The organism is Paenibacillus sp. OV219, from assembly GCF_900110075.1.
Taxonomy (GTDB): domain Bacteria; phylum Bacillota; class Bacilli; order Paenibacillales; family Paenibacillaceae; genus Paenibacillus_Z.
In genome coordinates, this window is the sequence record NZ_FOCJ01000007.1 from 148,485 (window position 1) to 164,698 (window position 16,214).

11 protein-coding genes, 1 pseudogene and 1 riboswitch are annotated in these 16,214 nt (G+C 52.4%); of the genes and pseudogenes, 9 read left to right on the forward strand and 3 right to left on the reverse strand.

From position 1 onward, the window contains the following. Nucleotides 1-98 precede the first annotated feature (98 nt). On the reverse strand, nt 99-1,736 hold the full coding sequence (locus BMY11_RS18380) for an SWIM zinc finger family protein (RefSeq protein WP_256217631.1): 1,638 nt from the start codon (nt 1,734-1,736) through the stop codon (nt 99-101). Nucleotides 1,737-1,952: 216 nt separating this feature from the next. Beyond that, nucleotides 1,953-2,052, forward strand: a riboswitch (purine riboswitch). Between the two features lie 87 nt (nt 2,053-2,139). Here BMY11_RS18380 and BMY11_RS18385 point away from each other — a divergent pair. The 5 genes from BMY11_RS18385 to BMY11_RS18405 all read left to right on the forward strand — a co-directional run bounded on the left by BMY11_RS18385 (nt 2,140) and on the right by BMY11_RS18405 (nt 6,527). Beyond that, nucleotides 2,140-3,438: an NCS2 family permease gene (locus BMY11_RS18385; protein ID WP_090579333.1), complete on the forward strand. Its 1,299-nt coding sequence runs from the start codon at nt 2,140-2,142 to the stop codon at nt 3,436-3,438. Between the two features lie 133 nt (nt 3,439-3,571). After that, nucleotides 3,572-4,039 (forward strand): chemotaxis protein CheD, encoded by a 468-nt coding sequence (locus BMY11_RS18390; protein ID WP_090579336.1) that lies wholly within the window; start codon nt 3,572-3,574, stop codon nt 4,037-4,039. 257 nt (nt 4,040-4,296) lie between these two features. Next, a complete protein-coding gene (locus tag BMY11_RS18395) occupies nt 4,297-5,532 on the forward strand; it encodes a sensor domain-containing diguanylate cyclase (protein ID WP_177182705.1) in 1,236 nt (411 codons plus the stop codon). Continuing rightward, nucleotides 5,532-6,209: a ribonuclease H gene (gene rnhA / locus BMY11_RS18400; RefSeq protein ID WP_090579342.1), complete on the forward strand. Its 678-nt coding sequence runs from the start codon at nt 5,532-5,534 to the stop codon at nt 6,207-6,209. The genes BMY11_RS18395 and rnhA overlap by 1 nt, the downstream gene beginning before the upstream one ends. Nucleotides 6,210-6,224: 15 nt before the next feature. Continuing rightward, the gene (locus BMY11_RS18405; protein ID WP_256217632.1) at nt 6,225-6,527 is read left to right on the forward strand and encodes a thioredoxin family protein; all 303 of its coding nucleotides are present in this window, start codon (nt 6,225-6,227) and stop codon (nt 6,525-6,527) included. A 159-nt stretch (nt 6,528-6,686) separates the two neighbouring features. Here the strand turns inward: BMY11_RS18405 and BMY11_RS29730 are convergent, their stop codons facing one another. Together BMY11_RS29730 and BMY11_RS29735 are read right to left on the reverse strand one after the other, a co-directional pair. Then, nucleotides 6,687-7,112, reverse strand: coding sequence for a BclA C-terminal domain-containing protein (locus BMY11_RS29730; protein ID WP_371262887.1), 426 nt, complete (start codon nt 7,110-7,112; stop codon nt 6,687-6,689). Beyond that, nucleotides 7,105-9,648, reverse strand: a pseudogene (locus tag BMY11_RS29735) (glycosyltransferase family 2 protein); the annotation flags it as partial. The pseudogene BMY11_RS29735 and the gene BMY11_RS29730, both read right to left, overlap by 8 nt. Nucleotides 9,649-9,742: 94 nt before the next feature. On the opposite strand from BMY11_RS29735, the gene BMY11_RS18420 reads away from it, so the two are divergent. The 4 genes from BMY11_RS18420 (at nt 9,743) to BMY11_RS18435 (ending at nt 16,094) form a co-directional block, all read left to right on the forward strand. Next, complete coding sequence (locus tag BMY11_RS18420) at nt 9,743-10,864, forward strand: glycosyltransferase family 2 protein (RefSeq protein WP_090579348.1); 1,122 nt, start codon at nt 9,743-9,745, stop codon at nt 10,862-10,864. Nucleotides 10,865-11,183: 319 nt separating this feature from the next. Continuing rightward, nucleotides 11,184-13,472 (forward strand): bifunctional diguanylate cyclase/phosphodiesterase, encoded by a 2,289-nt coding sequence (locus tag BMY11_RS18425; protein ID WP_090579350.1) that lies wholly within the window; start codon nt 11,184-11,186, stop codon nt 13,470-13,472. Between the two features lie 4 nt (nt 13,473-13,476). After that, nucleotides 13,477-14,853: an ABC transporter substrate-binding protein gene (locus BMY11_RS18430; protein ID WP_090579354.1), complete on the forward strand. Its 1,377-nt coding sequence runs from the start codon at nt 13,477-13,479 to the stop codon at nt 14,851-14,853. Between the two features lie 155 nt (nt 14,854-15,008). Continuing rightward, nucleotides 15,009-16,094, forward strand: coding sequence for a glycoside hydrolase family 172 protein (locus tag BMY11_RS18435; RefSeq protein ID WP_090579357.1), 1,086 nt, complete (start codon nt 15,009-15,011; stop codon nt 16,092-16,094). The last annotated feature ends 120 nt before the right edge of the window (nt 16,095-16,214 follow it).

The following is a 16,214-nucleotide window of genomic DNA, read 5'->3' on the forward strand; positions in this document are numbered from 1 at the left end:
CACTGTCATGTCTCTATGTCTCAAGTTTGCTTTATAGCTACTCGCATCGCCATGCTCAGTCAGTATTACGTTTGTCCCTATCTTTCTGTTGTCCATACTCACTGCAATAGCCCTCCTTTTCGCAGCTCCTCCTGCAATGCCCGAAGGCGGCTATGGCGAGCGGCAAAAGCTGTAATGAAATGTTCCCAACGAGGCTCCTGCTTCAACTTGCGGTACAACTTGAGCAGCCGCTTCAGCAGCTTTACCGCTGCTTTGTAGCTGTCGCGGTTCTTGAGCAGAACGTAACGTTCCACGGCCTGATGGTAGAAGGGGAGCAGCAGCTCCGGCGCATCCTTCTCAATCGGCTTCAGCATCGTAGCACGGAAGTCCAGAGGCTCTCTGCCGCAGCTCATATGGTAGTCGATCCACTGGCGCCACTTGCCGTGCGCGACAAGTGCGTCCTCATAGAGCTTGCGCGAATAAGGAAGCATCGCTACAAGCGTTGTCCACATGCGCGATTCCGCATCCGGCACATGCGTGAGTACAGCACCCCAATAATCGCCATAGGTGCCGTCAAGTTCATCCGTACGGAAGCTGCCGAGGAGCGGGCCGAGCTCTGCGAGCCAGTTTGCCAACCGCGACCAAGCCTGCTCTTGAATGAGCGCCTCGAATAGAAGTGAAGCTTGCCCCGGAAGCAGGACGCCAGCGCTTCGAAGCAGCTCCCACGCCGCCTCATCCTTTTCCAAGTATAAGTACATCAAGCTTTGGGCAAAAGTCCATGGCAGCTTGGACAGCGTGCTGCCCATCTCCGTCTTTGCTGCCTCCAGCTGCTGCAGCTCTTTCTCAATCAACTCGCGCTGCGCCTCTGCGAGATTCGGCTTCAACCAGTACCGCCAGCAGGCGTGATACAGCTTGAAGAAGCAGTTCAAGCTCTTATCTTCCTTCAACATCTGCTCTCGTAAGTAGTGCAGCGTCTCAGTTACACGAGGCCACAGCTCGGATTCCTCAGCGATAGACAGCCCCCTAGCAAATCCGCGCATCGTCACTTCCAGCAGCTCATCCATCGCGAGCTGAGTGTGGTAGCCAATGAACAGGCCTGAGTGCCGCCAATCCTCCTGCGCGGGCTTGACCAGCTTCTCCAGCGTAAACAAATGCGCATGCAGCTCGTAGAGCTGATCCATAAGAAGCGATAACGGAGGCTTGAGGCCATGGATCACGGCCAAAATCTCCCTTGCCTCATGCATCGACCTTGCATGCTGGTTAATCGGACCCATCGCACGGGCGAATAGCTGATGCCACTCGGATACCGCCATCTTTTCCAATTCATCTGCAGTGACCGAAGGCCTTGCCGCCTTCATTGTGACCACAGCGTTCTTCCCACCGGAACTCGCCTTGGCAGCAGCAGCACCACCAGCGCGTACTGCCGTAGCAGCATTCACGAGGGCAGGAACTGACCGCTCCTGTAGCGCGGCATATTGAAGCAGGGCAGCAGTCATATGCTTGCATCCCTTGCTCGCCGGACAGGTGCAGGATCGTTGTTCCAGACTCGGCAGCTCCAGAGACACCGAATAATGCTCGGCACCTTCAACCACAGCTCTCAGCCGATCGGCCTGCGGCATCGTTACGCTAAGGACAGCGCCTTGCTTATAATATTGAAATCCCCGTTTTATCGTCAGGTCGTCAAAATATTTCGCAACTTGCTCCAGCAGCATCTGCCACTGTGCATCGTCAATTGTATACTCAAGATTCGTCATCATCGTTCGTCGTATCTCCTAAAGAGCGATAATTATAGCTTGCTCTCTATTATATCAGGTTTGCAGAGGACGGAAGGAGGTAACGGTCGCACTTCGTCTAAAAAGCGAACGTTATCATGTGCCTTTGTAAGATAGTTCGGGAATTTTCGTCAAAATCATACAAAAACCATTGACACTACGTACATTAACCATTAATCTAGTAAAGGTTTTGCCTAACTAATTAAATCTGCTAATCATGTTCGTATATCCTCAATAATATGGTTTGAGGGTTTCTACAAGGAGCCGAAGAATCCTAACTACGAGCACAGGACACGTCTATACGTGTGCCCCTGTGCCCGAGGTTAGGTTTTTTTATTTGGGGGATGCTAATTTTACGTTGAAATGGATATAGGAGGCGCTTTATTTCATGGACAAGCTGTTTAAGCTGAAAGAAAGAGGAACGACTGTTGGCACCGAAGTGATTGCCGGCATTACGACGTTCTTGACGATGGTGTACATCGTTATTGTGAATCCGGGCATTCTGAGCGAGGCTGGCATGGATTTTCACGGCGTATTCATAGCGACAGTGCTTGCTAGTGTGACCGCTACTCTCATTATGGGGTTGTTCTCGAACTATCCGATCGTGCTCGCACCAGGCATGGGACTGAACGCATATTTTGCCTACACGGTCGTTGGTGGAAGCGGATTCTCGTGGCAGGTTGCGCTTGGCGCTGTATTCATTGGCGGGGTGTTGTTCGTCCTGCTGTCGTTGACTCCGTTCCGCTACATGCTGCTAGATGCAATTCCATCCAGCCTCAAACATGCGATTACGGCGGGGATCGGTCTTTTCATTACATTCATTGGCTTGCAAAATGCAAAGATTATCGTAGATTCACCAGCAACTCTGCTTACACTCGGCGATTTAACGCAGCCTATGACTCTGCTTACCGTCGTCGGCCTTATCGTATCTCTCATTCTAATGGCTTACGATGTTAAAGGGTTCCTGTTCATCGGTATGCTCATTACCGGAATTATCGCTTACTTCACAGGTCAGCTACATATGCCGGATTCAATCGTGTCTCTGCCTAGCGGCCTGAATGCAACAGCGTTCCAGCTTGATATCGGCAGCGTGTTTACACAAGGGCTGTACTCGGTCATCTTCACCTTCCTGCTCATTACGCTGTTCGATACAACGGGCACGATGCTAGGCGTTGCAGAGCAGGCAGGTCTGCTCAAGGATAACAAATTCCCACGCTCCCAAGGTGCATTGCTTGCCGACGCTGTCGGCACTTCTGTTGGCGCGCTGCTCGGCACAAGCCCGACTTCGGCTTATATTGAATCGAGCGCAGGGGTCGCGGTTGGCGGACGAACGGGTCTTACGGCCGTTGTCGTCAGCGTGCTGCTTACTGCAACCTTGTTCTTCTCGCCGATTATTTCAGTGCTCGCGAGTATTCCGGCGATTACCGCACCGGCGCTAATCATTGTTGGCTTCCTGATGCTGAACGTGCTGCGGAAGATTGACTGGAGCGATCTTGAAGAAGCGTTCCCGGCGTTTCTGATCGTCGTCCTTATGCCTCTGACCTACAGTATTGCGACAGGCATCGGCATTGGCTTTATCGTCTATCCGGTACTGAAGCTGGTTCGTGGCAAAGCGAGAGACGTACATCCGATCTTCTATCTGTTCGCTGTCTTGTTCTTTATCCAGATCGTTTTCTTCAGCCATTAACAAATGTAAATAAAGTGTGAGTAAAATTTCTGCTCGGCGCGCTGATTTCCCTGAAAAAATCTAACAATTGCTTGCTATACTAACGTTGCAGCTTAGAAAAGTAACCGCCACGAAGGGTAGGAGTCAGGCATCTATGAACAAAGTCGTTGGATTAGGCGAATGGAAAAGTTCAAACAACAAGATCGACACCATAATGACATTCGCCCTATCCACCTGCGTGGCGGTTACAGCTTACTGTCCGATTAAGAAAGCAGCAGGTCTTGTGCACATTGTACTTCCTGAGCCGTTATCGAACCGGGATGAACAGAAGCGGCCGGGGCATTTTGCAACAACAGGCGTTCCGCTCCTCATTCAAATGATGGTGGAGAAGTACGGATGCCGCAAAGGCGATCTCGTTATTCAGCTGTTCGGTGGAGCAGAGCCTAAGCGTCGCGATTACTACCGAATCGGCAGCAGAAATTTGGAACAAATTCAGTCGATGCTAGCGCGTCTCCAAATGAGAGCGGCGAAGTCAGAAGTAGGCGGCCACGTCAGCCGTACTCTTCATATGAGTGTTGAGACAGGCGAAGTAACGCTGTCCACACTTCCGCTTAGCTCCTAAATGAATTTGTAAGCCTGCATTAATGTGAAGACATCTAGAGGATCTACGAGACTTTCGTCGAATAACAACGATGAATCCGAATATACCAAGCAGGTGTCTACATCATGTTGATCTGGTTTTTACTACTACTTACTATTATAAGCATAATGACAGCGGCTCTCCTTTGGAGCCGCTTTTCTCGCGTTCAGGCCAAATTGGCTCTCGTACAACTGGAGTACACCGATCTACTGCGGAAACAGCAGGGAATTACATTTAAAGTGAAGAAGATTAACGGGGAGTACCGTTATCTCATGTTTGAAGGAAAGCTGTACTACATGCTGGGCCTGACACAGGATGATGTCGGTAAGCGAATGGAAGAATTGATTCCTCCACATCGGCAAGATTATATTCGAGATATCTACGACCGCGCATGGGCGGGAGAGACTGTGCAGTATGAATCCGGCTTGAACGGACTTACGTACCTGAACAGTCTTACTCCGGTTATTGAGAACGGTGAGACAATTGAATTGATCGGCGCAGGCAGCGATATAACGGAGCGCAAGAAAGCAGAGCAGGCCATGCAGGAAAGCGAATCTCGTTATCGCCAGCTGGTAGAGCTGTCTCCGGATGCGATCTTCGTTGTTACGAATCGGCAGATCGTGTTTATGAATAAGAAGGCGATGGCGGTGCTTGGCGGTTCCAGCCTGGAAGAGTTCTTGGAAAGGCCGATCCAGGAGAACGTCCATCCTGAGTTTCGGAGTAGGGCAAGGCAGCATCTTCAGCAGGTCCTTGATACGAAAGGTGTACTCAGCCCGTACGAGACCAGATATGTGAAGCTAAACGGTGAGCCGATCGACGCGGAAGTTACGGCGGCCTATATGCTGTATCAAGAAGCGCCATCGGTTATTATTATTTTCCGCGATATTACGGAGCGTAAGCTTGCAGAGCTTCAACTGCAGGAGTCGAATATGCAGCTGATGAAGCTTGTGTCGCTCGATGGATTGACCAGCATTGCGAACCGCAGATTTTTCGATGAAATGATGGAGAAGGAGTGGGATCTCGCCTTGTCGGGAGAGCTTCCGCTGTCGATCATCCTGTGCGACATTGATTATTTTAAAGCGTATAATGACACATATGGTCATCAAGAGGGAGACAGCTGCTTGAAGCTGACAGCAGGTGCGCTCGACAAGTTCGCTCAGCAGAGTGGCGGATTCACTGCACGATATGGCGGTGAAGAATTCATTGTATTGCTGCCCGAGATTGCTGCAGAAGAGGCTGCCGATATCGGTGTTCGGTTGTGTGAGGCCGTGAAGGCGCTAGGAATTCCGCACCGTGCATCCCTGGTCAGTCCGGTCGTTACGATTAGCGCAGGCGTTACAACCTTCACGCCATCGGCAGGCGATGAGCTGGAAATGCTCATTTGGCAGGCGGACACCGCGCTCTATGAGGCGAAGCAATCTGGACGAAACCGCGTGCAAGTGTATGATGTATCTTTGATGAAAGAAGGTATCTAATGGCGAAGCAGAAATTTTATGTCGTCTGGTTAGGGCGCAAACCAGGCGTATATACAAGCTGGGCAGACTGCCAGCTGCAAACAAACGGGTTCGACGATGCGAAGTTCAAGTCGTATGAGAGCCGTGCGGCTGCTGATGAAGCATACCAAGGCGGATGGAAGAAGCATTGGGGACAAGGGAGTGCAGGTGCAAGTAGTGGCGGTGGCGGTAATTCGGGCGGCAAAAGCTCCTTCTACAAGCGCAAGTCTCCGTCTGCTGAAGAAATTGGGGAGATTGACTACAACAGCATCTCCGTCGATGTCGGTACGAATGGCAATCCAGGTCCTGTTGAGTACAAGGGTGTTGATACACAAACAGGCGAAGTGATATTCGCTGTAGGACCCATTTCGAAAGGGACGAATAATCTTGGCGAATTCCTCGCTATTGTACACGGGCTCGCGCACTTGAAGAAGCTCGGCAGCAACAAGACCGTTTACAGCGATTCGGTTAATGCGCTCAAATGGGTGAGAGAGAAGGCCGTCTCATCCACGCTCGTCCGCGATGACTCTACCACCGAGATCTGGCTTATGGTCGACCGCGCGATCCGCTGGCTGCAAACCAATACGTACTCGAATAAAGTACTGAAGTGGCATACGAAGCAGTGGGGCGAGATTAAAGCGGATTATGGGCGGAAGTAGGGTGGCATTATGGGGATGAAGGAAATAACCGAGCAGCAATGGCTGCAGCAGGAAGCCGCTTCGCAGGGCAAGGAAGCGGTGTTCTTCTTTACGCCGCTGTGCGGGACGTGCAGGATCGGGCTGCGGATGCTTGAAATTGCCGAAGCGGCTGGCATATCGACTCCGGTATTCTTAATGAATATCAACTATGCGCCGATATTGCGGGAGAAGTGGCGCGTTGCGAGTGTGCCGTGTCTGGTGCTGACCGAAGAGGGTAAGCCTGTTCAAATGGAATACGCGATGCAGTCCGTTGATACGCTATATCAGCTGCTAAAATAACATCATGTTATACTCCTGTGAAGTCCAAAGGACGGGGCATCTCAGGTATTTGAAGGCCGCTATGTCATGGCGGCCTTCGTTGCGTTTGGTTCGGTTGTTGAAAGAAGAGGAGGCTCACGATGTGCGCCTCCTCTTTTTAAGTGGCAATTTGGGCTAGTGTTAAGAGAGCTTCACGATGGTCAGCGCCGCACCAGCGGCACCGCTGATAAGTGTCGCGGCTCCTAGCAAGCCGAAGAATTGAAGCGTAATTGTCGACCCCGCGCTCAACGACAAGATGACCATGTTATTAAATTCGGATAAGGATAGAACTGGTGCGACGATAGATGGCGTGGACGGAGTACCGTTAATTAATAGCCGCGTACTGAGAAGCAGAGCTGCGGTTAGGTTGGCTTGATAGGAGATCATGTACGAACCGGCCGACGGAATGGTAAATGTATCGTTGGCGCCGTTCACTGTAATGCCGCCGTTTAATACCTGATTGTTCGGCAGCGGTACGTTGGTGCCGCCAAGAAGGACGGCGATAACTCCGCCACCGGTGTTGGCTGCAAAGCTTAATGTTGGTGAAAACCGTGCCAGTAGCGCCAGTTACTCCTGTTGAACCAGTAACTCCAGTGGCTCCGGTAGCACCAGTGGTTCCAGTTGCGCCAGTGGCCCCGGTTGCACCTGTAGCTCCAGTAGCTCCTGTAGCTCCTGTAGCGCCGGTTGAGCCAGTAGCTCCGGTAACACCAGTGGTTCCAGTAGCGCCAGTAGCCCCAGTAACACCTGTTGCGCCCGCTGCGGCAAGCAGTAGATAATCTGGTGACGATCCTGGTGTACCAGTCGGAGCTGTTACTAATGAGATATACGTACTGCCGTCCGAAGTGACGACTTGACCGGCAGGGTAGGTCGGAGCGTTGGCAGGATTGAAAGCGGTAATGCCTTCAAGTCCGGCACCGGTTGAGCCTGTAGCGCCTGTTGCCCCAGTCGAACCTGTCGCGCCCGTGGCTCCTGCAGCACCGTTCGAACCTGTAGCACCTGTAACTCCTGTAGCCCCCGTAGAACCTGTAGCCCCAGCTACACCTGTGTCACCGGTATTGCCAGTAGCCCCAGTAACACCTGTTGCGCCCGCTGCGGCAAGCAGTAGATAATCTGGTGACGATCCTGGTGTACCAGTCGGAGCAGCTACTAACGAGATATACGTACTGCCGTCCGAAGTGACGACTTGACCGGCAGGGTAGGTCGGAGCGTTGGCAGGATTGAAAGCGGTAATGCCTTCAAGTCCGGTGCCAGTAGCGCCAGTAGCACCAGTGGCCCCAATTGCACCTGTTGTGCCAGTGTCTCCTAAAGCCCCGGTCGAACCCGTAGCCCCTGTCGCCCCTGTCGCGCCAGTAGATCCAGTAGCGCCTGTGTTTCCAGTAGATCCAGTACCTCCAGTCGTTCCGGTTACTCCGATACCCGTAGCACCTGTGGTTCCGGTGGCTCCGGCAGCTGACAGTAGCAGATAATCCGGTGATGTCCCCGGCGTATCAGTCGGAGCCGCCACTAATGAAATATACGTGCTGCCATCGGAAGTGACGACCTGACCGGCAGTGTTCTCTTGCCAATCGACAAGATGCGGGACGCCGAGAATGGAATCGTACTGCTCTTGCCAGCCGTATTTGGCGTCAGGGTCGAGCTCAGCATAGCGCGCTGCCTTCAGTAATCTGTCGGACTCTTTTGCCCAGCCAAAGTGTTTCAATCGCAATGGGGACAGATGTGGGCCCGGATCGAAAATATTGTTCGGAAATCGCCCGCAATGCTGCCTTGCTTCATTCCACTGGTAAGGGAAACCAGGCGTGTACCTAGCGAGAAAAGGGCGGTACGTATGATGCGCTTGCCAGTATTGGTCATCACGGTATTGGCGCTCGTTCCAGAAGTCGTACAATCGGAACAAATAGCAGCTCGCCAGCGGATTTGCCAACATGGAAGCAATCTCAACCGCAAATTTGTCTTCAAAATATTCATCCGCATCCAGGTTCAAAATCCATTCCGGGCGCAGCTGGACAGTCGCGTCCCACTGCTGCCGCCGCAGCTCGATTTCGTTCGCGAATCGCGATATTTCGTTGCGCACGTAGAAGAGCGGGATGCCGTCAAGCCGCTCGTGGATGATCGTCGGTGTTGCGTCCGTACTGCCGTCGTCGATGATGACCGCCGCATCAATATATTCGCGGTGCCGCAGCAGCGCCTCGTCCAGATAGCGGCCTTCCTCGTTGCGCGCCGTCATCGAGAGCACAAGCTTCGGTCCAGCATTCCTCACGAAGAAATACGGAGCTCGGCGGCTTTCCAGCTCTTGAGGTGCTGTGAAGCGGAAGTATTGCAGCGCTCTCGGCATATCCGTATCGCGATAAATATGGAATGCAGGATAGTGGGTATCTACGGACAACCCGATGCCAAGCGAAGCTGCGCGCACGCAAAAATGCCGATCTTCCCCCCAAAGGGACAGATTCGGAATCGTTCGAAAAGAAACGGGCTGTTCAAGCGCTTCACGGCGTATCAGTGTGCAAGCGCCCAAGCCGCCGACGTCATAGACGCCCGGCAAGCGGAGCATCGTAAGAAGCTTCAGCTGTTCCAGCTGCATGTCTGCCGAATCTTTGTCCGACTGCCATGGCCAGTAATGGTCTTTGAGCCAAACCTGTGGCAGCTCCGATCCTTCTGGCTGCCACCGCGTCCAGAAAATCTCGGAGATAATCGGTTTATCCGCTTTCAGCAGCGACTCTACCGTCTCGGGATGAAGCAGCAGGTCTGAATCTACGAGGAACAAGGCGTCGTACCGCTCTTCCCTCGCGATCTGGATGAATCGATCCTTCCAATCCGCCACTTTGCTGATCAGCTCGTCATTCCAGTAATGCGTAACCTCGTCCTTTTTATAATCAGAAGACGCTTTGTTGCCTGCGATGAGCCTGACGGTTGACGAGCCTTGGGCATGAACGCCTTCAATGAATTGGGTGAGCATCACGCTGGCCGCATCTTCGTTGTCGTCGATAAATACGTAATCAGCTTGCCATGTTGTATGGCGCAGCCTCTCAAGCGACTGAAGGAATAGAGCTAGGATTTCTGGCTTTTGGCGAATAGGGTTGCTGATGAGAATGCGCCGAACGGTCAAACACACCACCCTCTCCAAATATTGGAATATTGATCTGTATGAGCCATAAAGTAGTAATATTCATGGGGTTTAATTGGAGAGGAGCGCGTCAAACGTGATTGCTATCAGCTTATGTCTCATCGTGAAAGACGAAGAAGATGTCATTTCCAGATGTTTGGAATCTGTAAAGAAAGCTGTTGATGAAATCGTTATCGTGGATACGGGCTCGACCGATGCCACCAAAGCCATTGCAGCGATGTACACGGACGCGATCTATGATTTTGAGTGGATCGACGATTTCGCGGCGGCCCGAAATTATGCATTCAGCAAAGCGACCTCGGCATACATCCTTTGGCTGGATGCCGACGACGTATTGCTGGAGCCGGATTTGAATAAGCTGCTCGAGTTAAAAAGCACACTGTCGCCTGATGTGGACACGGTCTCGATGGATTATCATTTGGTCAAGGACGAGTATGGCACCGTGACAAGCGTCCTGCGAAGGAACCGTCTCGTGAAGCGTGAGCGCGGATTCCGGTGGATTGGTGCGGTTCATGAATACTTGGAAGTGTACGGCGTCTCGCACGCCTCTGACATCGCGGTCACGCACGCCAGTCTCCGGCATGACAGCGATCGGAATTTGCGGATCTACGAGCAGCGTCTCGCAAGAGGAGAATCGTTCAGTGCCAGAGACCGGTTCTATTACGCTAACGAACTTAGCGATCATGCCCGTCATGAACAAGCGATTATGTCTTACAGCCGGTTTCTGCTATCTGGGGAAGGCTGGGTGGAGGATAATATTTCTGCCTGCGGGAAGATGGCAGACAGCTATGCCGCGCTTGGCGCAGACGACTTGGCGCTGGAATACGCGCTGCGATCATTCAAGTACGGCAGCCCCCGGCCTGACTTCTGCTGCCGCATCGGATACTGGCATTTGCAGAAGGGAGCGTATGCGATTGCAGCGTATTGGTATGAAGCGGCGTTTAACGCGCCGAAGCCGGAGCAGTCCTGGGCGCTGCATAACAACGCGTGCTCAACGTGGCTGCCTCATCTGCAGCTTTGCGTCTGCTATGACAAGCTCGGCGATCCCGCTAGAGCCTTCGTGCACAACGAGCGCGCCCGCGCTTATCGGCCGGCCGACGCCGCAGTCTTACATAACAAAGCTTATTTGGAAGAGGTGCTGAAAGCGAAGGTGGACGCACTCGCAGAGGGTGTGAATCAAGTGGATACCCCTGTCTAAGAGGAAGTGCCGCTATGAGCCAGAGGACGTGACGGGAGCAAAAGCGGAGATAGAGCTCGCCCTCGGTCAACGTGTTACTTCGCGGCAGCTGGCCGTGTGCAATGCCGGCAATGACGCATCCTGACCGAAGCTGGCCTTCCGTTTTGATCTAGCGTTCCTTCGTACTCGAAGGGGCGCTTTTATTTTTGCGTGAACCATATATAAATCTAACACTTATAAATAACTTTACTAACGGCTGTATGCTAAATTGGTAATATAATGATTCTACTGACCTATAGTATAGGGCCGCGGACGTGGTACGAATGGAGGCTAGTTGACGGTGACACAAAGCTTTAAACCCTTCTTGTTTATCCTGTTCATCTCGACTGTGCTTGTGGCAGGCATCAGCCTTTATTCCTACTCACAGTCCAAAGTGATTTTGAAGGAAAGAATGACACTATCTACCCAGCAAACGGTCATGCAAACGGTTGATGAGCTTAATCTGATGCTGCGCACCTACGAAGACCTCACCTACAACGTCATTACAGACGCCGGGATTCTCAGCAGTCTTCAAATCTACGGCGACATGCAAGGCGACCCACTTGATCGTTTTAACGCTGCTAATCAAATCAAATCGATCCTCTCCGTGCGGTTCTTCAGCAAAGCTGATATTAAAGACGTACATTTCTTTCCGATTGATAGCCTTGTTAAGGAAATTTCGACAGTCGGCCCTTCTGAACCAAGGCTCGCCTATGTGAATAGCGATTGGTACAAGCAGGCGATCGCCGGAAATGGACGCAATGTCTGGCTCGAAACTAGACGGACCGGGTTTCTGGAAAGCGGGCAGCCTTCCTTTGCCATTAGCCGGATTTTAACGCTGCCGACCGGAATGAAGTATATTCTATTCGTCGAAATCAGCACACAAGATGTCAACAGCGCGCTCGCTGAAGCCACTCTTGGCAAAACAGGCGAAATGGTGCTGCTGAACGATGGGAACCGGTTGCTCAGCCAATCGCGACAAAGTGTAATCGGCGATAAATACCGAATTCCTCTGCTTGCGCCGGATAAGGCAAACCGGGATGAGTCGAAGTATTTGATGCGGAACGCTGTAGCTCGTATTGATGGTAAACAACAGTTGGTCGTCACTGGCAAGCTGGCCTCGACAGGCTGGACTATAGAGGCAGTTGTGCCGGTGAACGAGCTGATTCAGGATACAGCGAAGCTCCGCAACACGATGCTGATCTGTATCGTCTTCATTGGCATTGCGACATTTCTGGTCAATTACTTGTATCAGCGCAGACGAAGCAGTGCGGCGATCCGCTATATGGCCTATCACGATCACTTGACCGATCTGGCGAACCGCAAGCTGTTTAATGAACTGCTGGATCGGGAAGTTAATGTATCGAAGCAGCAAGGGCTGCGTTTTGCCGTACTCTTCATCGACTTGGACAGGCTAAAGCTCATTAATGATACGTTCGGGCACGGCGCTGGCGATAAGCTGCTTGTCGATATTGCAACGAAGCTGAAGCGCCAGCTTCCGAAGGAGTATACGGCAGCAAGGTTCGGCGGCGATGAGTTTCTCATTCTGATGCCGAACGTTAGGGATGGTGTGGAAGTTGAATTGCTCATTCACGAGCTTGCCGCGCTCATCCAGCAGCCGATTTATTATCAGGACAAAGAGCTGTATTGCTCTGCCAGCATCGGCGTCAGCATGTATCCGCAGGATGGCGATGACGGACCATCGCTAATCAAGAACGCGGATATGGCCATGTACAGTGTGAAGGAAAGCGGCCGAAGCAGTCATCGCTTCTACGATATTGCGATGGACAAGAAGTCGTATGGCAAGTTTGAGCTGGAGCGCGATTTGCGTAAGGCGCTGGAGCGGGAGCAGCTGCTGCTCGTCTATCAGCCGCAGGTTCATTTGGAATCAGGCACAATCGTAGGTGTGGAAGCGCTCGTTCGTTGGAAGCATCATGAGCAGGGAATGATTTCTCCAGCTAATTTTATCCCCATTGCCGAAGAAACACGCCTAATCATCCCAATTGGCGAATGGATTCTGTACACCGCATGCAGGCAAAATAAATCGTGGCAAGAGGACGGTCTCCCTCCGGTTCATGTCTCGGTCAACCTGTCGATTCATCAGTTCCAGAGTCCCGGCATCGTCGATAATGTCGCTCGCATCCTGCGTGAGACAGGGCTTGCGCCGCAGTGGCTGGAGCTGGAGATTACGGAATCCATTGCGATGCATGATGTAGAGCAGGTTATTCGAACGCTGCAAGGCTTGTCGGATTTGGGGGTCAAAATATCAATTGACGATTTTGGCACCGGCTATTCCTCGCTCAGTTATTTGAAGAACTTCCCAATTGAACGTCTGAAGGTGGACAAGTCCTTCCTCGATAATATGATTGAAAGTCCGAAGGAACGCGCCATTGTAGGGTCCATCATTGTCATGTCGCACAGCCTTGGTCTTAAAGTGACTGCAGAAGGTGTGGAGAAAGTGGAGCAGGTGCAATTGCTGCGTGAGCTAAGTTGTGACGATGCGCAAGGGTATTACTATAGCCGTCCGCTGCTGCCTGACGATTGTGCCAAACGATTAGCCGAGAATGCAACTTTTGCGGTCAGGGGGTAGGTCAATGGGGATAACGGCAAGAGGAAGACTGCAGCTTCTGCATGGCTTGCTAGTGGCGACGACGGTTATGGCAACAGGCTGCAGCGCGAAAGATGCGAACTCGACAGGGGGCACCCAAGTAACGGATGCACAGGCGACCAGCCGCGAAGAGGAGAACAGCACCTCGGCGGAGGGCGATCTGAAGCTGCGAATGATGGAAAGCTTGACGAACCCGCAGCGAACGGAAATTCTGAAGTCGCTCATCGCACAATTCGAGCAGGAGAATAAGCCGATTCAAGTGGAACTAATCTCGCCGCCGTTTGATCAGGCAGATGAAACCATTGAGACGATGCTGTCAACGAAGCAAGACCTTGACGTGGTTGAAGTCCGTGAAATTAACGTTGCGGACTATGTGAACAAGCAATATATCGAACCGCTCGATGCATACACCGCTAGCTGGCAGGATTATTCCACGGTACAGCAAATTCCGCTTAGCGTGGGGAGCGTGAATGGCAAGCTGTATTTTCTGGCGAATGGACTGTACGAGCGCCAGCTCTACTATCGCAAAGATTGGTTTGATCAGGCGAATATTGTCCCGCCGTCTACATGGGGTGAGATCTATGACGCCGCTGTGAAGCTGACTGATCGCGCGCGTAATCAATACGGTTTCTCCTTCCGCGGCGCGAAGGGCGCGAACGGTGTCTTCGACGGTATGATTCGCACTTACAACGGAACAGCTATGAATTTGACGGACGGCGCTTTTCTAAACAGCGGCTCCACGATCTATTCAACGCCGGCTGCGGACGAGGCGCTGACACTCTATAAGAAGCTGTATGAGAATGCGTCGCCGAAGGAATCAGTGTACTGGGGATTTGATGAGCAGGTGAAGGCATTCACATCCGGTCAGACCGCGATGCTGCTGCAGGACAGCGACGTCATTCAGACGCTGCAGACTCAGATGAAGCCAGGTACATGGGCGGCCGTGCCGATGCCCAAAGGCCCAAGCGGCAAGTCGCTGATTACGGTCGGCGCAGCAGGCTGGGGCATTCCGTCAGCCTCCCCACATAAGGATGCGGCATGGAAGCTGATCGCATTCCTGTCGAGTTCAGATCAGAACACGGCGTTCAGCAAGCAATACGGGCTTGTGCCGATCCATACGACGGCAGCGACAGATCCGTTTTTCATGACAGGCCCTTATAAAACGCTGCTCGATATGACCAATGATCCGGATACCTATTTGTACTATCAAACCCCGATTAAGTACCCTGGTAATAATGAGTGGTCCAAAGTATCAACGACGACGGAGCAGGAGATGCTGCTTGGCAAAGCCACGGTGCAGGAAACGCTTGTGAAGTGGGATGCGTACTGGAAGGAGCAGCAGAGGTTGATGCTGGGCAAATAGATGGCAAGGTAGAGGGCAGTTCGATCCGAAGGGGTGGAGCTGTTTTTTTTGTCGAAAAGTAGGCGTTGACACAATATGGGAAAAGGGAGTAGCATAGGTGCCATGTTCATGAAGTAACCGTTTACATACCAATGTGATAGGGAGAGGGCATCGACTTGTACAACTTTAACGGCCTTGATATGGGGATTGGCAACTTAGCACGTTTGTCGAATGCGAAGACAAGATCAATCAGTCCGGAGAATTTTACAGGGGAACCTGGCCAAGGCGGCATGGCAACAGAAGGAACCGGCCAGAACTGTGCGCGAGACTTAGGTCTAGGCTGGAAAGTATCGCCTTCGGTGGAGATTGAGCCTGGCGCGACATTGACGATGGCTAACATTGAAGGTCCTGGCGCGATTCAGCATATTTGGCTGACCTGCTTCCCGGGCTCGTGGCGTAATATGATTATTCGCTTCTACTGGGACAATGAGGAGACACCATCGGTTGAAGTACCTGTCGGCGACTTCTTCTGCAACGGCTGGCAAGAGCGCTGCAATGTAAACTCGTTCCCGATTGCGGTCAATCCGGCGGGCGGGATGAACAGCTATTGGCAGATGCCTTTCCGCGGCTCGGCACGTGTTACGATGGAGAATACGTCCAAGACCGATAAAGCAGTGCTGTACTACCAAATCGACTATACGCTTACAGAAGTGCCGGAGGATATGGCTTATTTCCACGCACAGTGGAGAAGAAGCAACCCAGTTGCTTATAAAGATGTGCATACATTAATTGACGGCGTGACGGGAAAAGGCCACTACGTCGGAACGTACCTGGCATGGCAGGTGAACAACACCGGCTGGTGGGGCGAAGGTGAGATCAAGTTCTACATGGACGGCGATACGGAGTATCCAACGATCTGCGGTACGGGGACGGAGGATTACTTCGGCGGCGCGTGGAACTGGGAGCATCCGCAAGGGCAGTACGGCGTGTACTCGACACCGTTCCTTGGCATGCACCAGGTTATCAAGCCGGACGGCTTGTACCGGAGCCAGCAGCGCTTCGGCATGTATCGTTGGCATGTGCAGGACCCGATTCGCTTCGAGTCGGAGCTGCGCGTGACGATTCAAGATCTCGGCTGGCGTTCTGGCGGACGCTACCTGCCGCAACAGAGCGATATCGCATCGACGACGTTCTGGTACCAGGCAGAGCCGCATGCACCGTTCCCGGCGCTTCCGGGCAATGATGAGCGTGAAGTGATTTAGTCACAATGGATTGGACAAGCAGAGCCGACTCTTTATGGGAGTCGGCTTTGTTATTTACCTACGCAGCCGTTTAACGCCGTTATAGATGGACCACAAACCGACGGCGCAATAGAGCACTGT

Bases quoted from the DNA above. Each gene is read 5' to 3' on its own strand.
- BMY11_RS18390 (WP_090579336.1), top strand. From the start codon at position 3,572: ATGAACAAAGTCGTTGGATTAGGCGAATGGAAAAGTTCAAACAACAAG.
- BMY11_RS18385 (WP_090579333.1), top strand. From the start codon at position 2,140: ATGGACAAGCTGTTTAAGCTGAAAGAAAGAGGAACGACTGTTGGCACC.
- BMY11_RS18405 (WP_256217632.1), top strand. From the start codon at position 6,225: ATGAAGGAAATAACCGAGCAGCAATGGCTGCAGCAGGAAGCCGCTTCG.
- BMY11_RS18430 (WP_090579354.1), top strand. From the start codon at position 13,477: ATGGGGATAACGGCAAGAGGAAGACTGCAGCTTCTGCATGGCTTGCTA.
- rnhA (WP_090579342.1), top strand. From the start codon at position 5,532: ATGGCGAAGCAGAAATTTTATGTCGTCTGGTTAGGGCGCAAACCAGGC.
- BMY11_RS18380 (WP_256217631.1), bottom strand. From the start codon at position 1,736: ATGATGACGAATCTTGAGTATACAATTGACGATGCACAGTGGCAGATG.